The sequence below is a fragment of the Humidesulfovibrio idahonensis genome (assembly GCF_054657715.1).
Genome location: NZ_BAAHYE010000003.1, coordinates 1,604,350 through 1,623,507 on the forward strand (window position 1 = coordinate 1,604,350; position 19,158 = coordinate 1,623,507).

The 19,158-nt window shown below is 65.0% G+C and carries 18 protein-coding genes; 9 read left to right on the forward strand and 9 right to left on the reverse strand.

Annotated elements, in window-relative coordinates:
* Positions 1 to 151: 151 nt before the first annotated feature.
* The 3 genes from ilvD to ftsE are packed head-to-tail and all read right to left on the reverse strand — an operon-like array spanning position 152 to position 3,594.
* Positions 152 to 1,822: a dihydroxy-acid dehydratase gene (ilvD, locus tag ACYQ4W_RS13480; RefSeq protein WP_459858557.1), complete on the reverse strand. Its 1,671-nt coding sequence runs from the start codon at positions 1,820 to 1,822 to the stop codon at positions 152 to 154.
* A gap of 42 nt (positions 1,823 to 1,864) precedes the next feature.
* The gene (locus ACYQ4W_RS13485) at positions 1,865 to 2,878 is read right to left on the reverse strand and encodes a cell division protein FtsX (protein WP_459857583.1); all 1,014 of its coding nucleotides are present in this window, start codon (positions 2,876 to 2,878) and stop codon (positions 1,865 to 1,867) included.
* Entirely contained in the window at positions 2,875 to 3,594 is a 720-nt protein-coding gene (ftsE, locus tag ACYQ4W_RS13490) for a cell division ATP-binding protein FtsE (RefSeq protein WP_459857586.1), read from the reverse strand. The genes ACYQ4W_RS13485 and ftsE overlap by 4 nt, the downstream gene beginning before the upstream one ends.
* Before the next feature lie 209 nt (positions 3,595 to 3,803).
* Here ftsE and ACYQ4W_RS13495 point away from each other — a divergent pair, with 209 nt between their 5' ends.
* From ACYQ4W_RS13495 to ACYQ4W_RS13510, 4 genes are all read left to right on the forward strand, one after another.
* Positions 3,804 to 5,321: a hypothetical protein gene (locus ACYQ4W_RS13495; RefSeq protein WP_459857588.1), complete on the forward strand. Its 1,518-nt coding sequence runs from the start codon at positions 3,804 to 3,806 to the stop codon at positions 5,319 to 5,321.
* 10 nt (positions 5,322 to 5,331) lie between these two features.
* A complete protein-coding gene (locus ACYQ4W_RS13500) occupies positions 5,332 to 6,138 on the forward strand; it encodes a hypothetical protein (protein ID WP_459857591.1) in 807 nt (268 codons plus the stop codon).
* 265 nt (positions 6,139 to 6,403) lie between these two features.
* Positions 6,404 to 7,699: a pentapeptide repeat-containing protein gene (locus ACYQ4W_RS13505; RefSeq protein WP_459857593.1), complete on the forward strand. Its 1,296-nt coding sequence runs from the start codon at positions 6,404 to 6,406 to the stop codon at positions 7,697 to 7,699.
* 139 nt (positions 7,700 to 7,838) lie between these two features.
* Positions 7,839 to 8,975, forward strand: a complete 1,137-nt coding sequence (locus tag ACYQ4W_RS13510) for a glycosyltransferase family 2 protein (protein WP_459857595.1) — start codon at positions 7,839 to 7,841, stop codon at positions 8,973 to 8,975.
* 90 nt (positions 8,976 to 9,065) lie between these two features.
* Here the strand turns inward: ACYQ4W_RS13510 and ACYQ4W_RS13515 are convergent, their stop codons facing one another.
* Positions 9,066 to 9,959: a hypothetical protein gene (locus tag ACYQ4W_RS13515; RefSeq protein WP_459857598.1), complete on the reverse strand. Its 894-nt coding sequence runs from the start codon at positions 9,957 to 9,959 to the stop codon at positions 9,066 to 9,068.
* A 457-nt stretch (positions 9,960 to 10,416) separates the two neighbouring features.
* Between ACYQ4W_RS13515 and ACYQ4W_RS13520 the strand changes: the two genes are divergently transcribed.
* Positions 10,417 to 13,092, forward strand: a complete 2,676-nt coding sequence (locus ACYQ4W_RS13520) for a glycosyltransferase (RefSeq protein ID WP_459857600.1) — start codon at positions 10,417 to 10,419, stop codon at positions 13,090 to 13,092.
* An 83-nt stretch (positions 13,093 to 13,175) separates the two neighbouring features.
* On the opposite strand, the gene ACYQ4W_RS13525 is transcribed toward ACYQ4W_RS13520, so the two are convergent.
* Both ACYQ4W_RS13525 and ACYQ4W_RS13530 read right to left on the reverse strand, forming a co-directional pair.
* A complete protein-coding gene (locus ACYQ4W_RS13525) occupies positions 13,176 to 13,574 on the reverse strand; it encodes a PEGA domain-containing protein (RefSeq protein ID WP_459857602.1) in 399 nt (132 codons plus the stop codon).
* 62 nt (positions 13,575 to 13,636) lie between these two features.
* Positions 13,637 to 14,341, reverse strand: coding sequence for a nitrite/sulfite reductase domain-containing protein (locus ACYQ4W_RS13530; protein ID WP_459857604.1), 705 nt, complete (start codon positions 14,339 to 14,341; stop codon positions 13,637 to 13,639).
* A 334-nt stretch (positions 14,342 to 14,675) separates the two neighbouring features.
* Between ACYQ4W_RS13530 and ACYQ4W_RS13535 the strand changes: the two genes are divergently transcribed.
* Both ACYQ4W_RS13535 and ACYQ4W_RS13540 read left to right on the forward strand, forming a co-directional pair.
* On the forward strand, positions 14,676 to 15,212 hold the full coding sequence (locus tag ACYQ4W_RS13535; RefSeq protein WP_459857606.1) for a hypothetical protein: 537 nt from the start codon (positions 14,676 to 14,678) through the stop codon (positions 15,210 to 15,212).
* A 171-nt stretch (positions 15,213 to 15,383) separates the two neighbouring features.
* Positions 15,384 to 16,145 (forward strand): 16S rRNA (guanine(527)-N(7))-methyltransferase RsmG, encoded by a 762-nt coding sequence (locus ACYQ4W_RS13540; protein WP_459857608.1) that lies wholly within the window; start codon positions 15,384 to 15,386, stop codon positions 16,143 to 16,145.
* Here ACYQ4W_RS13540 and ACYQ4W_RS13545 read toward each other — a convergent pair.
* Genes ACYQ4W_RS13545 through ACYQ4W_RS13555 form a run of 3 tightly spaced genes read right to left on the reverse strand, consistent with a single transcriptional unit; the run spans position 16,070 to position 17,459 of the window.
* Entirely contained in the window at positions 16,070 to 16,282 is a 213-nt protein-coding gene (locus tag ACYQ4W_RS13545) for a hypothetical protein (protein WP_459857610.1), read from the reverse strand. The two genes, ACYQ4W_RS13540 and ACYQ4W_RS13545, sit on opposite strands and share 76 nt — an antisense overlap.
* Positions 16,283 to 16,311: 29 nt before the next feature.
* On the reverse strand, positions 16,312 to 16,791 hold the full coding sequence (locus ACYQ4W_RS13550; RefSeq protein WP_459857612.1) for a 23S rRNA (pseudouridine(1915)-N(3))-methyltransferase RlmH: 480 nt from the start codon (positions 16,789 to 16,791) through the stop codon (positions 16,312 to 16,314).
* On the reverse strand, positions 16,791 to 17,459 hold the full coding sequence (locus ACYQ4W_RS13555; RefSeq protein ID WP_459857614.1) for a metallophosphoesterase family protein: 669 nt from the start codon (positions 17,457 to 17,459) through the stop codon (positions 16,791 to 16,793). The genes ACYQ4W_RS13550 and ACYQ4W_RS13555 overlap by 1 nt, the downstream gene beginning before the upstream one ends.
* A gap of 242 nt (positions 17,460 to 17,701) precedes the next feature.
* Between ACYQ4W_RS13555 and ACYQ4W_RS13560 the strand changes: the two genes are divergently transcribed.
* Both ACYQ4W_RS13560 and pgeF read left to right on the forward strand, forming a co-directional pair.
* The gene (locus ACYQ4W_RS13560; RefSeq protein ID WP_459857616.1) at positions 17,702 to 18,244 is read left to right on the forward strand and encodes a 5-formyltetrahydrofolate cyclo-ligase; all 543 of its coding nucleotides are present in this window, start codon (positions 17,702 to 17,704) and stop codon (positions 18,242 to 18,244) included.
* Positions 18,232 to 18,978 carry a peptidoglycan editing factor PgeF gene (gene pgeF, locus ACYQ4W_RS13565; RefSeq protein ID WP_459857619.1) on the forward strand — a complete coding sequence of 249 codons (747 nt, stop codon included), beginning with the start codon at positions 18,232 to 18,234 and terminating at the stop codon, positions 18,976 to 18,978. Before ACYQ4W_RS13560 ends, pgeF begins: the two co-directional genes overlap by 13 nt.
* Positions 18,979 to 19,158: the final 180 nt, after the last annotated feature.

Sequence of the window (19,158 nt, forward strand, 5' to 3'; positions counted from 1 at the left end):
GCGGATGTGATAATTCACCTTCGAACAGGCTTGGCTCGCCCGCTCACGATAACTGCCAGAGGCTTGAGGTGCTTGGAGTTCGCTTGATGCAAGACTTATGGCAAGCCATTAAGTCTTCGACATCGGGGCAGGGGTGGCCCCTGCCCCGATGCTACTCCAGCACGGCGCCCTGGGCGGCGCTGGTCACGTGCTTCACGTAGCGCTTCAGGAAGGGCGATTTGATGGTCTTGCGCTTGGGGCGGAACTTCGCCTTTCGCTCGGCCAGAATGGCCTCGTCGACCAGCAGGTTCAGCTTGCGGCCAGGGATGTCGATTTCGATGATGTCGCCGTCCTGCACGAGTCCGATGAGGCCCCCGCTGGCGGCCTCCGGCGAGACGTGGCCGATGGCCGCCCCGCGCGAGCCGCCGGAGAAGCGGCCGTCGGTGATGAGGGCGACGGATTCGCCAAGGCCCATGCCCATGATGGTGCTGGTGGGAGAGAGCATTTCGCGCATGCCGGGGCCGCCCTTGGGGCCTTCGTAGCGGATGACCACGGCGTCGCCGGGCTTGATGGCCCCGCCGATGATGGCCTCGAAGGCCTCGGCCTCGGAGTCGAAGGGGCGCGCCTTGGCCTTGCGCTGCATCATCTCCGGCGCCACGGCGCTTTGCTTCACCACCGCGCCGAGGGGGGCCAGGTTGCCGAAGAGCACGGCGATGCCACCCTGCTGGGCGTAGGGGGAGTCGATGGGGCGCACGATGTTGTAGTCGCGCACGGCGGCTTTGAGTTCGGCGAGGTTTTCGCCCACGGTCTTGCCGGTGCAGGTCAGGGCGCCGGTTTCGATGAGCCCGGCCTTGTTCAGCTCGGACATGACGCCGGGAATGCCGCCCGCGGCGTTCAGGTCCTGGATGTAGTCCGGCCCGGCCGGGGCCAGGCGGCAGAGGTTCGGCGTGGTGCGGCTCACTTCGTCGAAGATGGTCAGGGTGAGGGGCAGCCCGGCCTCGCGGAAGATGGCGGGCAGGTGCAGCACGGTGTTGGTGGAGCAGCCCAGGGCCATGTCCATGCGCACGGCGTTCTTCACGCTCTTTTCGGTCACGATGTCGCGCGGGCGGATATTCTTCTTGAGCAGCTCCATGATCTGCATGCCGGCCTGCTTGGCCAGGCGGATGCGCGCGGCGGAGACGGCCGGGATGGTGCCGTTGCCGGGCAGGGCCAGGCCGATGGTCTCGGAGAGGCAGTTCATGGAGTTGGCCGTGAACATGCCGGAGCAGGAGCCGCAGCCGGGGCAGGCGCCTTCTTCCAGCTCCTGCAGCTCGGACTCGTCCATCTTGCCCAGTTTGACCTTGCCCACGGCCTCGAACACGGTGATGAGGTCCACGCGCTTGCCGCGCACCTCGCCCGCGAGCATGGGCCCGCCGGAGACGACGATGGTGGGGATGTTGAGCCGCAGCGCGGCCATGAGCATGCCTGGCACGACCTTGTCGCAGTTGGGCACCAGCACCAGGGCGTCAAAGGGATGGGCCGTGGCCATGATCTCGACGGAGTCGGCGATGAGCTCGCGGCTGGGCAGGGAGAAGTGCATGCCCTCGTGGTTCATGGCCAGGCCGTCGCACACGCCGATGGTGGGGAACTCCATGGGGGTGCCGCCGGCCATGCGCACGCCGTCCTTCACCGCCTGCACGATCTTGTCCAGGTGGATGTGGCCGGGAATGATCTCGTTGGCGGCGTTGGCGATGCCGATGAGCGGGCGGCGCATTTCCTCGCGTGTCATGCCCAGGGCGGACAGCAGCGAACGGTGCGGGGCCTTTTCCATGCCGCTGGTCATTTTGGAGCTGCGGGCGGTCATCTTCTTGGTGACGGACATGGGATGTCTCCTGTTGGGGGGGAATTATTTTCTTGCAGCGACGAACGCGGCCAGGCCCGCCACGCAGGTGGTGGCGAAGACCAGGGAAAAGCACTGCCATGCGGGCAGAAATTCGACCTTCAGGAACAGCGGCGGCACGTCGAGCACGCTGCGCAGCCAGGCCTGCAGAAACTTCAGGCACACCAGGGCCAGCACGCTGCCCACAAAGCCCTGCACCACGCCGTTGGCGAAGAGCGGGGCGCGAATGAACCAGGGCTTGGCGCCCACGAGGGACAATATCTCCACCTCGTCGCGGCGGGCCAGCATCATGAGTTTGAGGGTATTGCCCACCACCAGGGCCACCACCAGGGCGAAGAAGCCCAGGGCGGGCCAGGCGGCCTGCTGGATGAGGGCTATCCAGCCCGTGGCCAGGGAGAGCTGCGCGGCGTTGTAGGTCACGCGCTCCACACCGGGCAGCCCGCGCAGACGCGCGTACATGCGGCCCATCCAGGGTTCCGGCGCCTCGCCCGCGGGGATGTCGAAACTGAGCAGGGCCGTGGGCGGCAGGATGTTCTCGCCTTCCAGCCAGGCGAAGTCGTCCGGCGCGGAGGCGGGCAGCATGGGCCCGGGATCTGCCGGGGCGGCCGTGGCGTTGGCTGTGGCGTTGGCGTTTGCCGCAGTGGCGTTGGCCGTGCTGTCCGCCTTGGCGGTCGGGACCGGCTTTGCCGGGGCGGCCGGCGTCGCGGCGGAAAGTCCGCGCATGAGCTCGGCCATGGCCGCGCGCGGGGTGAAGGTCGACATCTCGGCCACGCCGGGCACGCGCTTCAGGTCCGCCCACTGGGCTTCCACGTCGGTCATGTTGGAGCTGGCGCTCCAGTAGATTTGAAACCGCGCCTGGGCCTGGGTCTTCAGCACTTCCTGCTGCACGTTGTGCAGGATCAAAAGGCCGGTTGCCGCCAGGAGCGCCACCATGCAAACGGTGATGAGCGTGCACAGCTGCGGCAGCGGAAAGCGGCGCATGTCGGCCACGCCGCGCGCCATAAGTTTGCCCGTGCTCATGCGCCCCTCCGTTTGGACACAAGGCCGGCAACGCATTCGGCCCCGCTCAGCACCTCGGCCGTGGGCAGGGTTATCTGCCCGCGCACAAGGTGCACTTGGCGCGCCTCCGGCGCCCAGGAGAGCACGTCGCGGTTGTGTGTGGCCATGATGATGGTGGTGCCGTAGGTGTTGAACTGCTTGAATAATTCGATGAGGTGGCGCGAGAGGTCCGCGTCCAGGTTGCCGGTGGGCTCGTCGGCCAGAATCAGCTCCGGGTTCACCACCATGCTGCGGGCGATGGCCACGCGCTGCTGCTCGCCGCCGGAAAGCTCGCGGCAGGGCGCATAGGAGCGCTCCTCAAGGTCGAGGGCGCGGATGACGGCGCGCACACGGCGGTCGATGCTGCTTTTGGGCACGCCGCGCACCTCAAGGGCGATGGCGATGTTTTCGAACACGGTGCGCTCCGGCAGGACCTTGAAGTCTTGGAACACCACGGCCACCTTGCGCCGCAGCGCGGGCAGGCCGGAGGAGCGCAGCCGCATGAGATCGACGCCCGCAACGGTGGCCGAGCCGGCCTTGGGCTTTATGTCGCCGTAGAGCACGCGCAGAAGGGTGGTTTTGCCCGCGCCGGAGGGGCCGGTCAGAAACACGAATTCCCCGCGCTCCACGTGGAGCGAAATGTCGTTTAAGGCCTGCACGCCGCCGAAAACGCAAGATACGTGATCGAGATGTACCATATCCGTTTCCCCTACGCCAAAGCTTCGCGGTTTGGAAGAGGGCCGGGCCGGGAGGAAATTCCGTTCCGCGCAATATAGACTGCTTGAAATTAAAATTGTTGTACGCTAGTTGCGATGCGGTATGCATTTCACGGTTGAGGCCGGGCCGGATCTTGGCCCCTGTGGGCGGAAGACGCCGCATCATCACTGCGACTGCCAAGGGGGGCGTCATGGGCAAGAGTTTCTTTTTGTTCTGGGCAAGAAGCGAGGGCCGACAGCAACAGCAAGGCGAGGTTGTGGAGCTGCGGGAGCTGGAATTTGAAACCGTGACGCCGCAGGACCTCATCGACGAATACCACGTTTCGAGCATGGCCCGTGTGGCGGGCGACGCGAACCGCCCGCCTGAAAACGCCACGGAGCCCAGCACCGTGGAGAAGCAGGTGTGCGGTCATGTCCAGCAGGCGGAGGCGGCGGCCCTGCGCTCGTACAACGAGGTCTACCAGAGCCACCGGCAGCATCTGAACAACCTGGACGAGGCGCTTGTGCCCTCGGACGTGTCGGTCAAGGGCGCAAGCGCCAGGGCGAACCTGCAGCGCCGCCGCCGCGACGCCATTGTCGGCGTCACCGACCTGTTCAACAAGATGTGCCGGGGCTATACCGCGCTCCAGGCCTTTCGCGAGACGCACCGTCGTGGCCCGGACGCGAACCTGGACAACCGGGAGAGCACGACCAAGCTGGCGGTGCTGCTGGCGATCCTCGGCGTGGAGATGGTCATCAACTCCATCTACATTAGCCAGAAGCTCGCCGGCGGCTTGTTCGAGGGCTTGAGCATCGCCGGAACCATCGCCCTGGTCAACCTGTGCCTCGGCTTTTTCATCGGCTTCATCGGCCTGCCTTACCTCATGCATGTGGACACCGGGAAAAAGGTCGCCGCGTCGCTTGGCATTCTGCTGGCCGTGGGCGGCCTCTTGTGCGTCAACCTCGGCGTGGCCCACATGCGCACGCTGCTGGGCGAAGGCCTGGCGACCCTGGCCCGCGAAGCGGCCGTCGGCGCGTTCCGGCGGCTCATGGCCCAGCCCTTTGATCTGGGCGACGTCTCCAGCTTCGTGCTGTTCTGCCTCGGCATCATCTGCAGCGCGGGCGCGGTGTGGAGCGGGTTCCGTTGGGACGAGCCCTACCCGGAATACGCCGACCAGACCCGCATGTACAACAACACGCACGAGGAGCTGCTGGTGGGCAAAAGCCAGTGGAGCCGCCACCTCGCCGTCACGTTCGAGTCGTCCGTCCGGGAGCTTGAGGAAACGCGCGACGCCATCCGGCGCAATGTCTCCGAGTACCGCAGCACCGTGAAGAAGATGCACGACCTGCAGACGCGCTACCGCCAGTACATCCAGGGGCTTGAGGAGACGTTGAACGCCGTGCTCGGGCACTACCGGCAGACGAACATCAGCTCCAACAGGACCGCGCCGAAGCCGTGCTACTTCGACAACAAGGAAAACCTTGTTCCGGCGAGCCTGGAAAACATCAGCGCCACGACCAAGGCCGAACCCGAACTCAAGGCGATCGAGGCGGACGCCTGCGCCCGCTTCGATGCCAGCCTGAAGGACCTGCACGATGAACATCAAGCTGCCCAGGATGCGCTGGCGGATTGCACTCCCGTCGATATTCAGCCGCAGGAGGACTGTGGGAAGAGTCGCCACCGCAGCGCACCGCAGGCAGACGGCGCGCGATATGCCGAGGAGGGATGAGGAGATGCCGATGCCTGGCCGGCCGATGCGGCGCAAGCCCAAGATGAAATGGGTTGCGAGCCCGCTGATGGTGGTCATTGGACTGTTTCTGGCGGCGGGCGTTCTGGTCTACCGCTTTGCGCCAAACGACCCGGATCCGGTGGACGCGCAGACGATGTGCGCGGGTGCGCCAAGCTCGGTGACGGCGGTGCTGCTGGACGTGACGGATCCGCTTTCCGAGTCGCAGCAAGGCCGCGTGCGCAAGGAGCTGGAAAGCGTGCTGAACGCGGTGCCGCCCAAGGGGCGTGTGGAGGTGTTTCTGCTGGCCAAGGGGCAGGTGGGCGCCTCCAAGTTCACCATCTGCAACCCGGGCGACGGCTCGGAGCGGCCCGCGTTTTTCGTTACCCAAAGCGTGGCCAAGGCGCTTTGGCGCGAGAACTTCCGCGACAAGGTGCTGGCCGCCGCGGCAGAGGCGCAGCGGGCAGAGGGCAGCGACACCTCGGGCGTGCTGGAGGCCATCTCCTCGGTCTGCTCGCAGGCCTTCAGCGGCGAGGGCGAAAATCCGCCCAAGGGCAAGCGGCTTCTTGTCATCTCGGACATGCTCCAGCACACGCGGGGGTTGAATCAGTACAGCCGCCGCCACGCCGTGAGCTTCCAAACCTTCCGCACCTGGCCGTATTACGAGGCCGTGCGGCCGACAAACATCGGCGGCGTGGACGTGTCCGTGCTGTACATCCGGCGTCCGCAGAATGCGGAACGGCAGGGGGCGGGGCATATGGCGTTCTGGCGGGCGCTGTTCGAGGAGCGCGGGGCCAACGCCACGTTCACGGAGATTTAGCTCCCGCCTCGCGGCCCTGGGGGATTGGGAGAGTTCCTATCGGCGGTATCGCCGTTCCCCCGCGCCCCAAAGCCCCGCGCCCCGCCGCAGACCGGGGCCGCGCACTTGCGGGGGCATGGGCGAAAGTGCGCGCAAAAGGTCCTGGGCAAGGGCGCTCTGAACATCGGGCGCCATGGCCCGGGCGTGCTTCGGCTCGGCCAGGGCCTCGAACAGCGGGCTCCTCTGTTGGCATCGCCGTCTTCCCCTCTGAAATTCCGGCAGGCTCTTGGCGGACATGTTCGGTCCGGCGCTTTGGGCTTTGCAGGCCGGGGCGTATTGGGTAGTGGATAGGATGAGGCTGGAAGAAGGAGGGCGTATGGGGTGCTGTAAGTGTGAGAAGTATCAGTGGGCGGACCCGCAGGAGGTCGTTTGGACGGACCCGGCGGACGGGAAAGAATATTGTGTTTTTCATGCGCCTGGTGAGCAAAAGTGGAAGAGAACCGTTGGACAAGAAAAGTACACGACAAGCGAATTTAACGAGCTAGTATTTTTACGTATCGATGACACAAAAGATAGGATTGCTGCGGGAGGCAGTGATGCGGCGTGCCTCCTCTCCGGCACCGTTTTTCCTGGAGATATTTCTTTTCCACATAAATACTATTACGAGCCTTTGCCACCATTGGATATGTCTTGGGCTACGTTCAACGGTGAGGCTTCCTTTATTTGGGTAACATTCAGCAGCATCGCTTTATTTGAGAACGCAATATTTGTTGGTAATGTTGTGTTCGGAAGAACAATATTCAAAGATATAGTGTTGTTTACGAGAACAACATTCAAAAAATCAGTGCTATTTGTTAGATCTGTATTTAAAGACTGTGTACAATTTAGCGAATGTCATGCAAAAGACAGATCTATACAAATGCGGTTTATTTCGGAAAAATCTCTTGAAAAGATTATTATTACATCTGGTGAACTTCATTTATTCTCTTTTCTTCAATGCTATTGGCCACAGCACTTGGGAGTTGGATATTATGATATTATAACTACCAGTGCGGCAAAGGTTTGTGAAGAACTTTATAGGTCTTTGAAACAACGTGCTGTGGAAGAGCATGATCAGACAATGGTTTCACATTGGCACTATCAAGAAAAATCGATGACCTTAGCTCAGCAGAATGGCAAACTATATATAATTTCTTTGCTTCTAAAATACAAAGAAGGGAGAAAAAGAAGCTTTCTGCGACGCTGCTGCTTGAAATATAAATTAATCACACCGATAATGCTGCGTTCCCTCACGTGGTGGTACTGGGCCACCAGCGGTTTCGGCGAACGCGCCGTGCGGGCAGGGGTGTGGCTGCTGGCGCTGGTCGGGCTGTCGTTTGCGCTGAACGCCACGCCGCAGCCGATGGACTGGAGCACGCTCGCAGGTGCAACGGCCGCCAACGCCACCATGGCCACCATCCCCTTTGCCAAGGACATTCCCGGCGACGGCTGGGTGAAGGTGGGGCGCGGGGTGTGGCAACTGCTCATCGCCGTGCAGTTCACCCTCTTCGCCCTGGCCGTGCGCAACCGTTTCCGGCGCTGACTTGGGCACCGCAAGCCTCCGCGTATCCCGAGAATGTTTTAAACTGGTTGCAACTCTGGCCAATTATCGCTAGCACGTATCCCTTCGTTTTTATGCTGCGGCAGGCGCGGCGCAATGAGCAATCATCGCGGGGGGAGCTTTGCGAGAGCCAGATCTTACGGTCATTATTCCAGCCTACAACATGGCGCGTTGGCTTCCATACGCCGTTGAGTCCTGCCTTTGGCAGAGTCGGGCGAATATTGAAGTGGTCATCGTGAACGATGGCTCAAAGGACAACACGGCCGAAATCGCCGAGGCTTACGTCAAGGCCGATGGCCGCGTGCGCGTGCACCATCAGGAGAACATGGGCCTGGGCCGCACCCGTCAGGTGGGACAGTCGCTCAGCCGCGGGCGTTATTTGATGTGGCTGGACGCCGACGATTTTTTGGACCCAAACGCCGCCAGCGACATGCTCGGCGTGGCGGAGCGCGACCATGTGAACATGGTGTGCGGCAACGCTGTGGTATTCTCCTGCAAGACCTTCAATACACGCCGCTATTTCTATCACCCCTCTGCTTCGCGCACCACCTTCGGCAATCCGCAGTACTGGAAGTCCAAGGTCCTCTGGCGCTGGATCATCAACACCGAGTTCCTCAACGGCCAGAACATCATCCACCCGCCCCTCAAGCTCGGGCAAGACATCGTGGTCATGTACGATTTGCTTTGCCGCGTGGGGAATTTCTCGCAGTGTCCGTCGTTCATGTATTATTTTCGGCAGGAGCATAAGGGCATGGACTCCTGCCTGGAGACGGAGATTGAGCACGAGCTTGCGCACTACGCGCTGGTCAAAGATATCCTGGTGAACGCAGGTCAAATAAAGCCGCTCGTGAGATATCTCTCCGAGAATTATCTGCGCGACATCAAGAACATAATGCCGCGGATTCTGGGGTGCGAGCCCCATTGGGAGGAGCGCGTCGCGCAGTTGGGACAGGAGCTTTTTCAAGGCATTTCGACCGACTGGCTCGGGCCGGAGTTCTGCGGGCCGGAGCTGCGGCATAGCCCGGAATTGCAGTCGCTGGGGCTCGCGTTCCTCAGCGGGAATGTGCAGGCGATCCGCATGGAGCTGGCCCGCCACGGTCAAGTAACACCGGCCTCCGTGAACAAGCTGAGCTGGTGGCACACATATCGGCGGAGAATTAAAGCCGTGTTCTCGCCTCGTTCGCACAAGGCCAGGTCCCTTCATGCCAAATTGGAGGCGCTGGCGCGCAAGCGTCTGGGAGCGCTCTGGACCATCTAGGCCAGCGCGGGCTCCGCACTGCGGGAAAGGCCCGCGCCCTGCCGAATGAGATGGCCGTCCGGGTGGGAGCGGAGCCGCCGGCCTGTCTTGTCATCCCGTGCCCAAAAGCCGCCGCAGGCCGGGCCCGCGCACTTCCGGGGGCATGCGCAAAAGTGCGCGCAAAAGGTCCTGGGCAAAGGCGCTCAGAACATCGGGCGCTATGGCCCGGGCGTGCTCCGGCTCGGCCAGGGCCTCGAACAGCGCGTTCACCTGTTTGGCGTCGCCATATACTCTTTGGAATTCAGGCAGGTTCTCGGCAAACATGTCCGCAAGGGCGGCGTCGGTCTTGCCGGGCAAGGGCGCGGAGTGCGGGCGGATGACGCTGCTGGCCAGGGTGAGCGCCAGGGCCGACTCCAAATCTTTGCGCACACTGCCCTCCAGGCGCGCCAGGGCGTTGTCGGTGAGGGCTGCGTCGGTCTGCGAGGCCGGATGCAGCAAGCCGAGGCACAGCAGGGCGTCCGTTTTTTGCAGGGCCTGCAGGGCGTTCAACAGGGCCTGGGCCAGGCGCGCGGCGGCCTCGTCCGAGGCGTTGGGCAGCCGGGCGAAGGCCGCGGCCAGGGCCTCGTGCAGGGCCTCGGCGCGCAGACGCTGCTCAACCGGCGCGGCCTCGGCCTCAGTGGCGCTGGCCAGCGCCATGGCCAAGCGCGCGTGCAAAACGCCGGCCTGCTCGGGCTCGGCCTGGGCCAGGGCGCGCAACAATCCGTCGGTGTGGAAGATTTCATCGGCGCGGAGGGTGGCCGCGGCCAGCCTGTGCCGGGAGATGGTCTCCGCCACGGGGCCATGGGCCACGTAGCCGCCCGCAAGGCCGACCAGCAGGAAGGCGCCCACGGCAAGCATGGCGCGGCGGCCGCGCACAAAGCGCGTTCGTCCCCACCAGGCCGCGCCCAGCCCGGCCAAAGCCGCCAGCGCAAGAAGCGCCGCCCAGAGCAGGAACTCCAGAGTCATACTGCCTCCGCAAGCCCTCTTCTGCCTCATTTTGCGGCAAGAGGGAAGCGCTGCGTCGGGCAGTGGAGGCGCCTGCCGGACCGCCCTTGTCGGCAAGTGCGCAAATATTACACACAAGAAACATGAGATTTTCGTAACCTTTTTGTAATCTCGTTGAAATTCATGCGTTTAAAACATGGCACGGGCTTTGCTCAATAAGGGCAGGCGCGTTGACGCGGGTGCCGGGAATGGTCCGAGTGCGCACAAATGGTACACTATTGCCTCTTGCGCACCAGGCCGGAACAGCGGGGCGGTTGCCTCAAGGGTCCGGCTGGAGTATGGGCTTCCCCGCATCGGCCAGACGTGTTGCAAGCGGCGTCAGGCCGCTGTTTTTATGGGTGGGTTTTCCAATCGACCAGCGCCGCCTGAGCGGCAGACAATGTAATCGACCATGCGCCATCCTGGAGTGGGCGGCACTATGCGCAAGAACGCACTCATCGTGCTCATCGTCATGGCGGTCAACTTGGGCCTTTGGGCCTGGTTCAACCGTCCGGCAGATCCGCAGCTCGACTTCACCGGGCAGGTGAAAGCCGTGTCCTTCAGCCCCTACCGGGCCGACCAGGACCCCCTCGTCAACAAGTTCCCCACGGCCGCGCAAATCGACCAGGACGTGGCTTTCCTCAAGGGCAAGACCGGCGCCATCCGCACCTACTCGTCCACTGAGGGCATGGAGGCCATTCCCGGCATCGCCGAGAAGTACGGCATGCCCGTCATCGCCGGCGCGTGGCTCGACAAGCGCTTGAAGCGCAACGAGGCGGAAATAGCCGGTCTGACCAAGAACCTTGTTGAACACAAGAACATCACCCGCGCCATCGTGGGCAACGAATCCATCCTGCGCGGCGACTTCAAGCCCGCGGAGCTGGCCGCCTACATCCGCCGCGTGAAGGAAGCCGCCCCCAACGTCCAGGTGAGCACCGCAGAGCCCTGGCACGTGTGGATCAACCACCCGGAGCTGGCCGACAGCGTCGACTTCATCGCCATCCACATCCTGCCCTACTGGGAACGCATTCCCGAGGACAAGGCCATCGAGTGGAGCATGAAGCGCTATCATCAGGTTGTGGAGCGCTTCCCGAACAAGCACGTGCTGGTGGCTGAAATAGGCTGGCCGAGCAACGGCGAACGCTGGGGCAAGGCCAAGGCGAGCATCGCCAACGAAGCCAAGTTTTTGCGCCAGTTCATGAACCTGGCCCAGCAGCAGAACATCGACTACTGCGTCATGGAAGCCTTTGACCAGCCGTGGAAGCGCCCGCTGGAAGGCGTTGTGGGCGCGCACTGGGGCATTTGGACCGTCGACCGCGACAACAAGATTCCCCTGGTGGGCACCATTCTTGAGGACAGCCTGTGGCCCGTGCAGTGGGGCGTTTCGCTGCTCTGCCTCATCCCCATGCTGTACTTCCTGTACCGCCGCAAGGACCAGCCTTTCCAGGGCAAGCTGTTCTTCTCCCTGCTTTTGCAGACCGTGACCAGCTCGCTGGTGTGGATCGCCTTCACGCCCATCACCATTGAATTCCTGCCGGCCGAGACTCTGGCCTGGGGCTTCCTTTTGCCCATGCAGATCGGCCTGCTCGCCGTGGTGCTCATCAACGGCTTTGAAATGAGCGAGATGCTCTGGCCCGAGGGCTTGAAGCGCCGCTTCTACCCCCTGCGCCACGACTCGGACGAGGGCCTGCCCAAGGTCTCCATCCACGTCGCCTGCTGCAAAGAGCCGCCAGACATGGTCATCGCCACCATGAACTCCCTGGCCGCTTTGGACTACCCGAACTTTGAAGTGCTGCTCGTGGACAACAACACCCACGACCCGGCCCTGTGGAAGCCCCTTGAGGAGCATTGCGCCAAGCTTGGCGAGCGCTTCCGCTTCTTCCACCTTGAGGAGTGGCCCGGCTACAAGGCCGGCGCGCTGAACTTCGCCCTGAAGGAGACCGCCAGCGACGCCCGCGTGGTGGCCGTTGTGGACTCCGACTACCAGGTGCGGCCCTCTTGGCTGCGCTCCCTGACTCCGTACTTCGACAAGCCGGACGTGGCCATCGTGCAGTCGCCGCAGGACCACCGCGAGTGGGAAGGCGACCCGTACAAGACCGTGTGCGCCTGGGAATACGACGGCTTCTTCCGCATCGGCATGGTGCACAGAAACGAGCGCAACGCCATCATCCAGCACGGCACCATGACCATGATCCGCAAGAGCGTCATGGACGAGGTCGGCGGCTGGGGCGAATGGTGCATCTGCGAGGACGCGGAGCTCGGTCTGCGCGTGTTCGAGCGCGGCTACCAGGCCGTCTACGTGCCCGAGAGCTTCGGCCAGGGCCTGACCCCAGACTCATACTCCGGCTTCAAGAGCCAGCGCTTCCGCTGGGCTTACGGCGCGGTGCAGATTCTGAAGCGCCACTGGCGCATGCTGCTGCCCTGGAACAAGACCTCCAGCCTGGACAACGGCCAGAAGTACCACTTCATCGCCGGCTGGCTGCCCTGGTTCGCCGACGCCACGCAGATCGCCGTCTTGGTGGTGAGCCTGTTCTGGAGCCTGGGCATGCTGACCCTGCCGCGCTTCTTCGGCACGCCGCTGTCCATCTTCCTGCTGCCGCCGCTGGGCGCCTTCCTGTTCAAGCTGTTCCACTTCATGTGGCTGTACAAGACCCGCGTGAAGTGCGGCCTGTGGGAGCGCATCGGCGCGGCCATTGCCGGCCTGGCGCTCACGCACACCATCGCCAAGGCCATGGTCCAGGGGCTTTGCACCTCCAAGAAGCCCTTCCTGCGCACGCCCAAGTGCGAGGAGCGCTGCGCCGTGGTGCGCGGCCTGATGATGGCCCGCGAAGAGCTCATCATCCTGGCCCTGCTGTGGGTGGCCGCCGGAGCCGTGCTTGCCCGCTACGGCACCGAGAACCCGGACATCGTCACCTGGGCGGTGATTCTGCTGGTGCAGAGCGCGCCGTACCTTGCGGCCCTGTGCCTGTCGCTGCTCTCCGTGATGCCGAACCTGGTGCCCGGCGTGAGCCGCCGCACCGCCTGCGCCAACGCCTGCCAGGTGGCTTCCCTCGGCACGGGCGCTTCCGCCGCCGCCGTTTCCATCCCCATGGAGTCGCGCAAGAACAAGGTTTAGGCCCAAGCATCCCTACAACGCCAAGCGGCCCGGCTCCCTGCGAGGGGAACCGGGCCGCTTTGTTTGCCCGCCGGGGCGCCGGCCTACTTGTCCTGCTGCTGTTCCTCCAGCACGCGCTTGAGCATCTCCATGCCCATGCCCACGGCGGTGTCGACCACGTTGTCCGGATCGCGCACGTCGAGCTCGCCCGGGCGGGAGAGCTTCAGGGTCACCACGTCCGGGGAGAGGGCGCTGCCGCCGCGCGGCCCTTGCGTCAGCTTGAGCGGGATGTCGCGCTGGCGGTAGCCGTCCTTGATGATGGTGACGAGATGCCCCTGGTCGGTGGCGGCCTCCACGCTGCACGGGGTTGCGGCGCACACGAGCTTGCCGTCCAGGTAGACGGACGCGCCGCTCGGGTCGGTGCTCACGGGAACGTTCTGCTTCAGGGCGCAGCCCGAAGCCGTGACGGCAAAGGCGAGCAGCAAAGCGGGAAGCTTGCGCATGGGTACTCCTCGGTGGCTGAAGGTTGGCGGATGCCGGAGGATACCCGCAAGCGCCGCCGCGTTCAAGCCTCTGGCGCGGACTGTGGTGCCAGACCGAGGGCTTCGCGCAGGCTCTCAATGCCGCAGGCCTCCACATAGCGCGCCGTGCGCTGGCGCTTTTTCGCCGTGGCCGCGTAGTGGGCCAAGGCCCGGGCCACAAGGTCCAGGGCTTCCTCCGTGGCAAGACCGCTGGCCAGCTCGTCGCCCACGCGCGGCTTGCCGCCCGCGTTGCCGCCGAAGATCACGGTCCAGCCGTTCTTGCGGCCCACAAGGCCGATGTCGCGCACGTAGGACTCGCCGCAGCAGCGGGGGCAGCCGGACACGCCCACCCGCACGCGGGCAGGCAGGTCGGTGCCGTTATGTTGTCCGGCAAGCAGGCCGTCCAGGCGCGTGGCCAAGCTTTGGGTGTCCTGCAAGCCGTTGGGACAACCCGTTGCGCCGGGGCAGGCCTGCACGGAGGGCCCTCCGTGGTCGGCTTCCTCGGCGGCGATGCCCAAAGCCGCGCGCACGGCGGGCAGGTCCTGGGGTTTGATGCCCACAAGGGCGATGCGCTGGCCCGAGGTGATGCGGGCAAAGGGGATGCCGTACCGGCGGATGGTTTGCGCCAGGGTCTCCAACTGCTCCGCGGAGATGACGCCCGAGGGCGGTCGGGGCACGACGGCAAAGGTGTCGTGCGCGTGCCGGGTGCTGGCGTCTGCGGACGCCTGCGTGGTGTTCTGCTCGTTCATGGGCTGGGCTCCTGGCTGGTGTGTGCGCTGTTGGCAAGAGAACATACTCCAGCTCTGGTGCCGGCACCTTGACTTGCGTCAGCCGCCGGGCGCGAGGGCGGAAAAAAATGCCAAAATTTTGGGCGCACCGCCGGGCCTTCCGAATTCCGCCTTCCGTGCTGCCTGGCTGTCTTGAGGACGAAGAAGCGAGGCCCTGTGGCGCTTTCCGGCCGTGAAGCGCCGGAGCCGGGCCCCGCTGGGCGGCCGGCTGTCTGTTCCACCTTCGTCCTGGCGCGGAAGTTGCTCCTCTCGCACGGCAAGCCCAGCGGCGGCAGAGTCATCCAGGAGGCGGACCATGACCATCGGCATTCTTGGCAACAGCAATTTGAAATCCGTGCTGAATTACATCGACGTGGACAACTCCACGGACGTTTTGACCACATCCCTGTCGTCAGCAAAGTCCTCGTCGGGTTTTACGCCCGTGAACAACACCGGCGACGACACCACGACCAGCACTTCCGGAACCAGCATTTCCACGGCGGCGACGCTGCTGAGCTCCCTTTCGAAATTGCAGAAGCAGGATCCGGAGGCCTTCAAGGAGGCCACCAGCGACATCGCCGCCAGCCTGCACGAGGCCGCCGATGACGCCACCGACGCCACGGAGAAGTACCAGCTGAACAACTTGGCCGGGAAGTTCTCCAATGCCTCCACAACGGGCAGCCTGAGTTCGGTGACCACGTCCAGCACGTCCAGCGCCCTGCGCGGCTACGGCTCGTCCAGCAGCTCCAGCCTGGCTTCAAGCTACCTTTCAAGCAACCTGAGCCCCAGCGTGTTCAAGGAAGTGAACAGCCTGGTCAAGGAGAAGATCGCCGAGGCCGTGAAAAAGAGCTAGCCGTCCGGTTCGGGGCCGGGAACGCCTCCGCAGCGCGCGTCTTGCCCGCGCTGTGTCCGGCGGCAAGCCCTTCGCCCCTGGCGCCCGCCATTGCGCGAGGCCTGACCGCTGCGCCGCGCCGCCTGCGCAAAGCCACTTGCCGCGCCGCCCCAGGCCAGCTACAACCCGCCCATGTCCCACAAACGCCCAGAGCCGAAACCCTATGCCCCGGCCCCCGGTGAAGTCTCCGGCGAGGCCCGCCGCGCGGGCTTCAAGCTGACGCCGGACCAGGCCCAGGGGCTTTCGCAGTACCTTACCCTCTTATTGAAGTGGAACCGGGCCATGAACCTGGTGGGCCGCGCCGACTGGCCGGGCGTGTTCCGCGACCTGACCGCGGACAGCCTGCATCTGGCGGCGTTCTTGGCGCGCCTGGACCTGCCCGATGCCCCGCTGACCCTGGACCTGGGCGCTGGCGCTGGCCTGCCGGGCATTCCCCTGCGCGTGGTGTGGCAAAACGGCGACTATGTGCTGGTGGAGCTGCGCGAGAAGCGGGCGATTTTTCTGTCCCAGGCCGTGGGCGCGCTCAAGCTGCCGCGCACCAAGGTGCTGCACGGCCGGGCCGAGACCACCCTTGCGGCCCTGCCCGGGCTCGGGCTTGGCGCGCACAACGCCGACCTCGTGCTCAGCCGGGCCTTCATGCCCTGGCGGCAGCTGCTGCCCTTGGCTGCCGGGCTGCTGCGCGAGGCCGGAGTGCTGGTCATTCTGGCCAACGAGCCGCCGCCGGAGAACATGGCGCAGGATTTGGCGGCCAGCCTGCCGGAGGGGGTGGCCTTCCGCCTGGTGGACAGCCAGGAGTATCAGGCCGAGTCGCGGCCGCGCTATTTTTGGGCGCTTGTCAGCGCGCCCAGCATGCCGCCCTTGAAGATGAGCTTCGTGGCCAGCTCGTCGGCCTGATCCGCGAGGTCCATAAGCTTTTCCAAATATTCCAGAATATTCTGCTTGCGGGCGTCGTCCCCGTTTTCAAAGTCGAAGGCCAAATCGCCGGAGGCGAAGTACTCCGCGATCTTGTCCAAATAGGCCGTGTCGAGCATATGCGTGTCCTTGCGGCGTGCGCGCGTGTTCAGTCGTGGTGGTAAGGCAGGCCCTTGTTGATGCTGGCGGCGCGGTAAAGCTGCTCAAGAAGCACCACGCGGCACAGCTCGTGCGGCAGGGTGATGCGCCCCAGGGAGAACAGCGCTCCGCCGGACTTGGCGCGGGCGCGCACCTCGTCGGACAGACCGAAGGCCCCGCCCACCAGAAACCAGGGCGTGCGCGCCGCATCCTCCCAGGCCTTGAGCCTGGCGGCCAGCTCACGGCTTGACCAGTTCTCGCCGCGCTCGTCCAAAATCACCGGCACCGCGCTTGGGGGCAGCTTGGCCAAAAGGTCGCGGCCCTCGCGCAGCGACTTTTCCGCCGGAGGCAGGGCGGCAGGGGCGTCCTTGACCGTGAGCACCTCGCACCGGGCCAGGTGCCCCAGTTTTGCCGCATACAGCTCCGCGGCGTCGCGCAGGCAGGCCTCGCGGCACTTGCCCACAAAAAGGCAGCCCAGTCCCGCGGCCACTAAATGCGCCCCAGCTTGGCGGAAAGCCGCCCGTTCTCCAGGTCCACGCGCACAAAGCCGCCATCGGCCAGCAGGCCGGGATTGAGCACATGGCACTGGCCCAGCTGCTCCTCGCCCTGGCCCTCGTGGATGTGCCCGCAGACGCAGACCTCCGGCTGGGCGCTGTCCAGAAAGGCGCGCACGGCGGTGCTGCCCACATGCGCGCCGCCAGCCAGCTGGTCCAGGCGCGTCCCGTGGGGGGCGTTGTGGATGATGGCCAGGACATGCCCCTGCGGGCCAGCCAGAGCCTTGGCCCGGGCGTGGGTTTCGGCGAGCCACACGGCCATCTCCTCCTCGCTTGTCTCGCTTGGGGTGTCGAAGGGGGTGCGGGTGGAATAGCCCACGCCCATGAGAGCCAGGCCGGGGGCCAGGGTGAGCGCCTCGCGGTGGATGTTCACGCCCTTGGCGGCGAAGTGCTCCGTCACGGCCGGGAGGTCCATGTTGCCCACCTGGGCCAGCACGCGGGCATTGGCGCGCCGGGCCGCCTGGAGCACGCTGTCCGCATTTGCCGGGCCGCCCCGGTTGGTCAAGTCGCCGGAGACGATGAGCGCCTCGGCCCCGGCCACGCCGGGAATGCGCTCGAACAACTCGACGCTTTCGTGCACGTCGCCCACAACGATCCAGTACATTGCGCGTCCTCCCCTCGGTTGGCGCATCGCCCCGCCGCAGACGGAGAAAGGATGCTGCCGGGCATTATTCCCCACCCGCCTGGGCGGATATTTTTCACTTCCAATCGGCGCGGTCATAGCATACACAAAATCGCGGTGCAAAGGGCGCGGGGGGTGCCCGTATACCGGCATTTCGAGGGGGTCTCATGAGTGATGCGAGTTTGGAAAAAGACAAGTTGCGCAAGATGTTGGTGGAGCAGCGCATGGCGCTTGCCCCCGACGAGGTGAAGAAGGCGAGCCTGGCCGTGGCGGAGCGCATCCGCTCCCTGGCCGAGTGGAAGAACGCCTGGTCCGTGCTGCTGTACTGGCCAATCAAAAACGAGATCGACACCCGGCCGCTGCTGACCGAGCTGTGGGAGCGCGGGGCCATTGCCCTTTTGCCGCGCTGTCGGCCGGACCAGCCCGGGTTCATGGACCTTTGCGCCTGCGGCAGCGAGGAAGACCTGGCCGAGGGGTCCTTCAACATCATGGAACCGGCCGCGTGCTGCGCCACCTGCGAGGACTCCGGGGAGCCCTTTGTGCCCGACCTCGTGCTCGTGCCCGCCGTGGCTTTCGACTCCCACGGCTACCGGCTGGGCTTTGGCGGCGGCTACTATGACCGCCTGCTGGCCAAGCCGGAGATGGACGAGGCCGTGACCATCGGCCTGTGCTATGACTTTCAGCGGCTGGACGTGCTGCCGACCAACGCCTGGGACGAGCCCGTGCAGGCCGTGTGCACCGAACGCGAGCTGAAATGGTTCCGCTAGGGGTCGTCCCCTTCCGCTTCCCAGGCCTGGCCGGGGTCTCCTGCGCCTTCACCACCCGGCGCGGCGGCGTAAGCGAGCCGCCCTATGACGGCGCCAACCTGTCCTTCGACGTGGGCGACGACCCAGCCCGCGTGGCCGCGAACCGCAACGCCCTGGCGGCGCAGCTCGGCCTGCGCCAATGGTGCGAGCTCAAGCAGGTGCACGGCGACACCCTGCACCTCGACCCCGCGCCCACGCCTTTCGACCGGGCCTCGGCCCTGGAGGGCGACGCGCAGGCCACGGCCGCGCCCGGCCTGGCCCTGGTCATCAAGACCGCGGACTGCCAGCCCGTGCTCCTGGCGCACGAGTCCGGCCGCTTTGTGGCCGCCCTGCACGTGGGCTGGCGCGGCAATGTCGCGAACCTGCCCGGAAGCGCCGTGGCCCGTCTGTGCGCCCGCTACGGCTGCCGCGCAGAGGAGCTGTACGCCGTGCGCGGCCCCAGCCTCGGGCCTGCCCGCGCGCAGTTCACCAACTTCGCCGCGGAGTTCGGCGAGGCGTTCATGCCGTTTTTCGACCGCCGGCAGGAGACCGTGGACCTCTGGCGTCTCACGCGCACTCAGCTGGAGGCGGCCGGGCTCGCCCCGGCGCGCATCTTCGGCATCGACCGCTGCACGCAGTCGAACCCGGAGGATTTCTTCTCGTTCCGCGCGGCGCGCACCACCGGCCGCATGATGTCGCTCATCTGGCTGGAGTAGCCCTGCCCGCTTGACCGTGCCCGGCCCCCGCGTGACGCGCCCCTGGGCATGTTGCGCACCGGACCGGCTTGCGTTAAAAGAAGGCTGGTCGGCAGTTCACCCAGGCGTCGCCGCCCCATTCCGGGGAGCTAAACCTGCCACGCATCCACATCCCTCGACACCTCATCCGCGTGCCGAGCC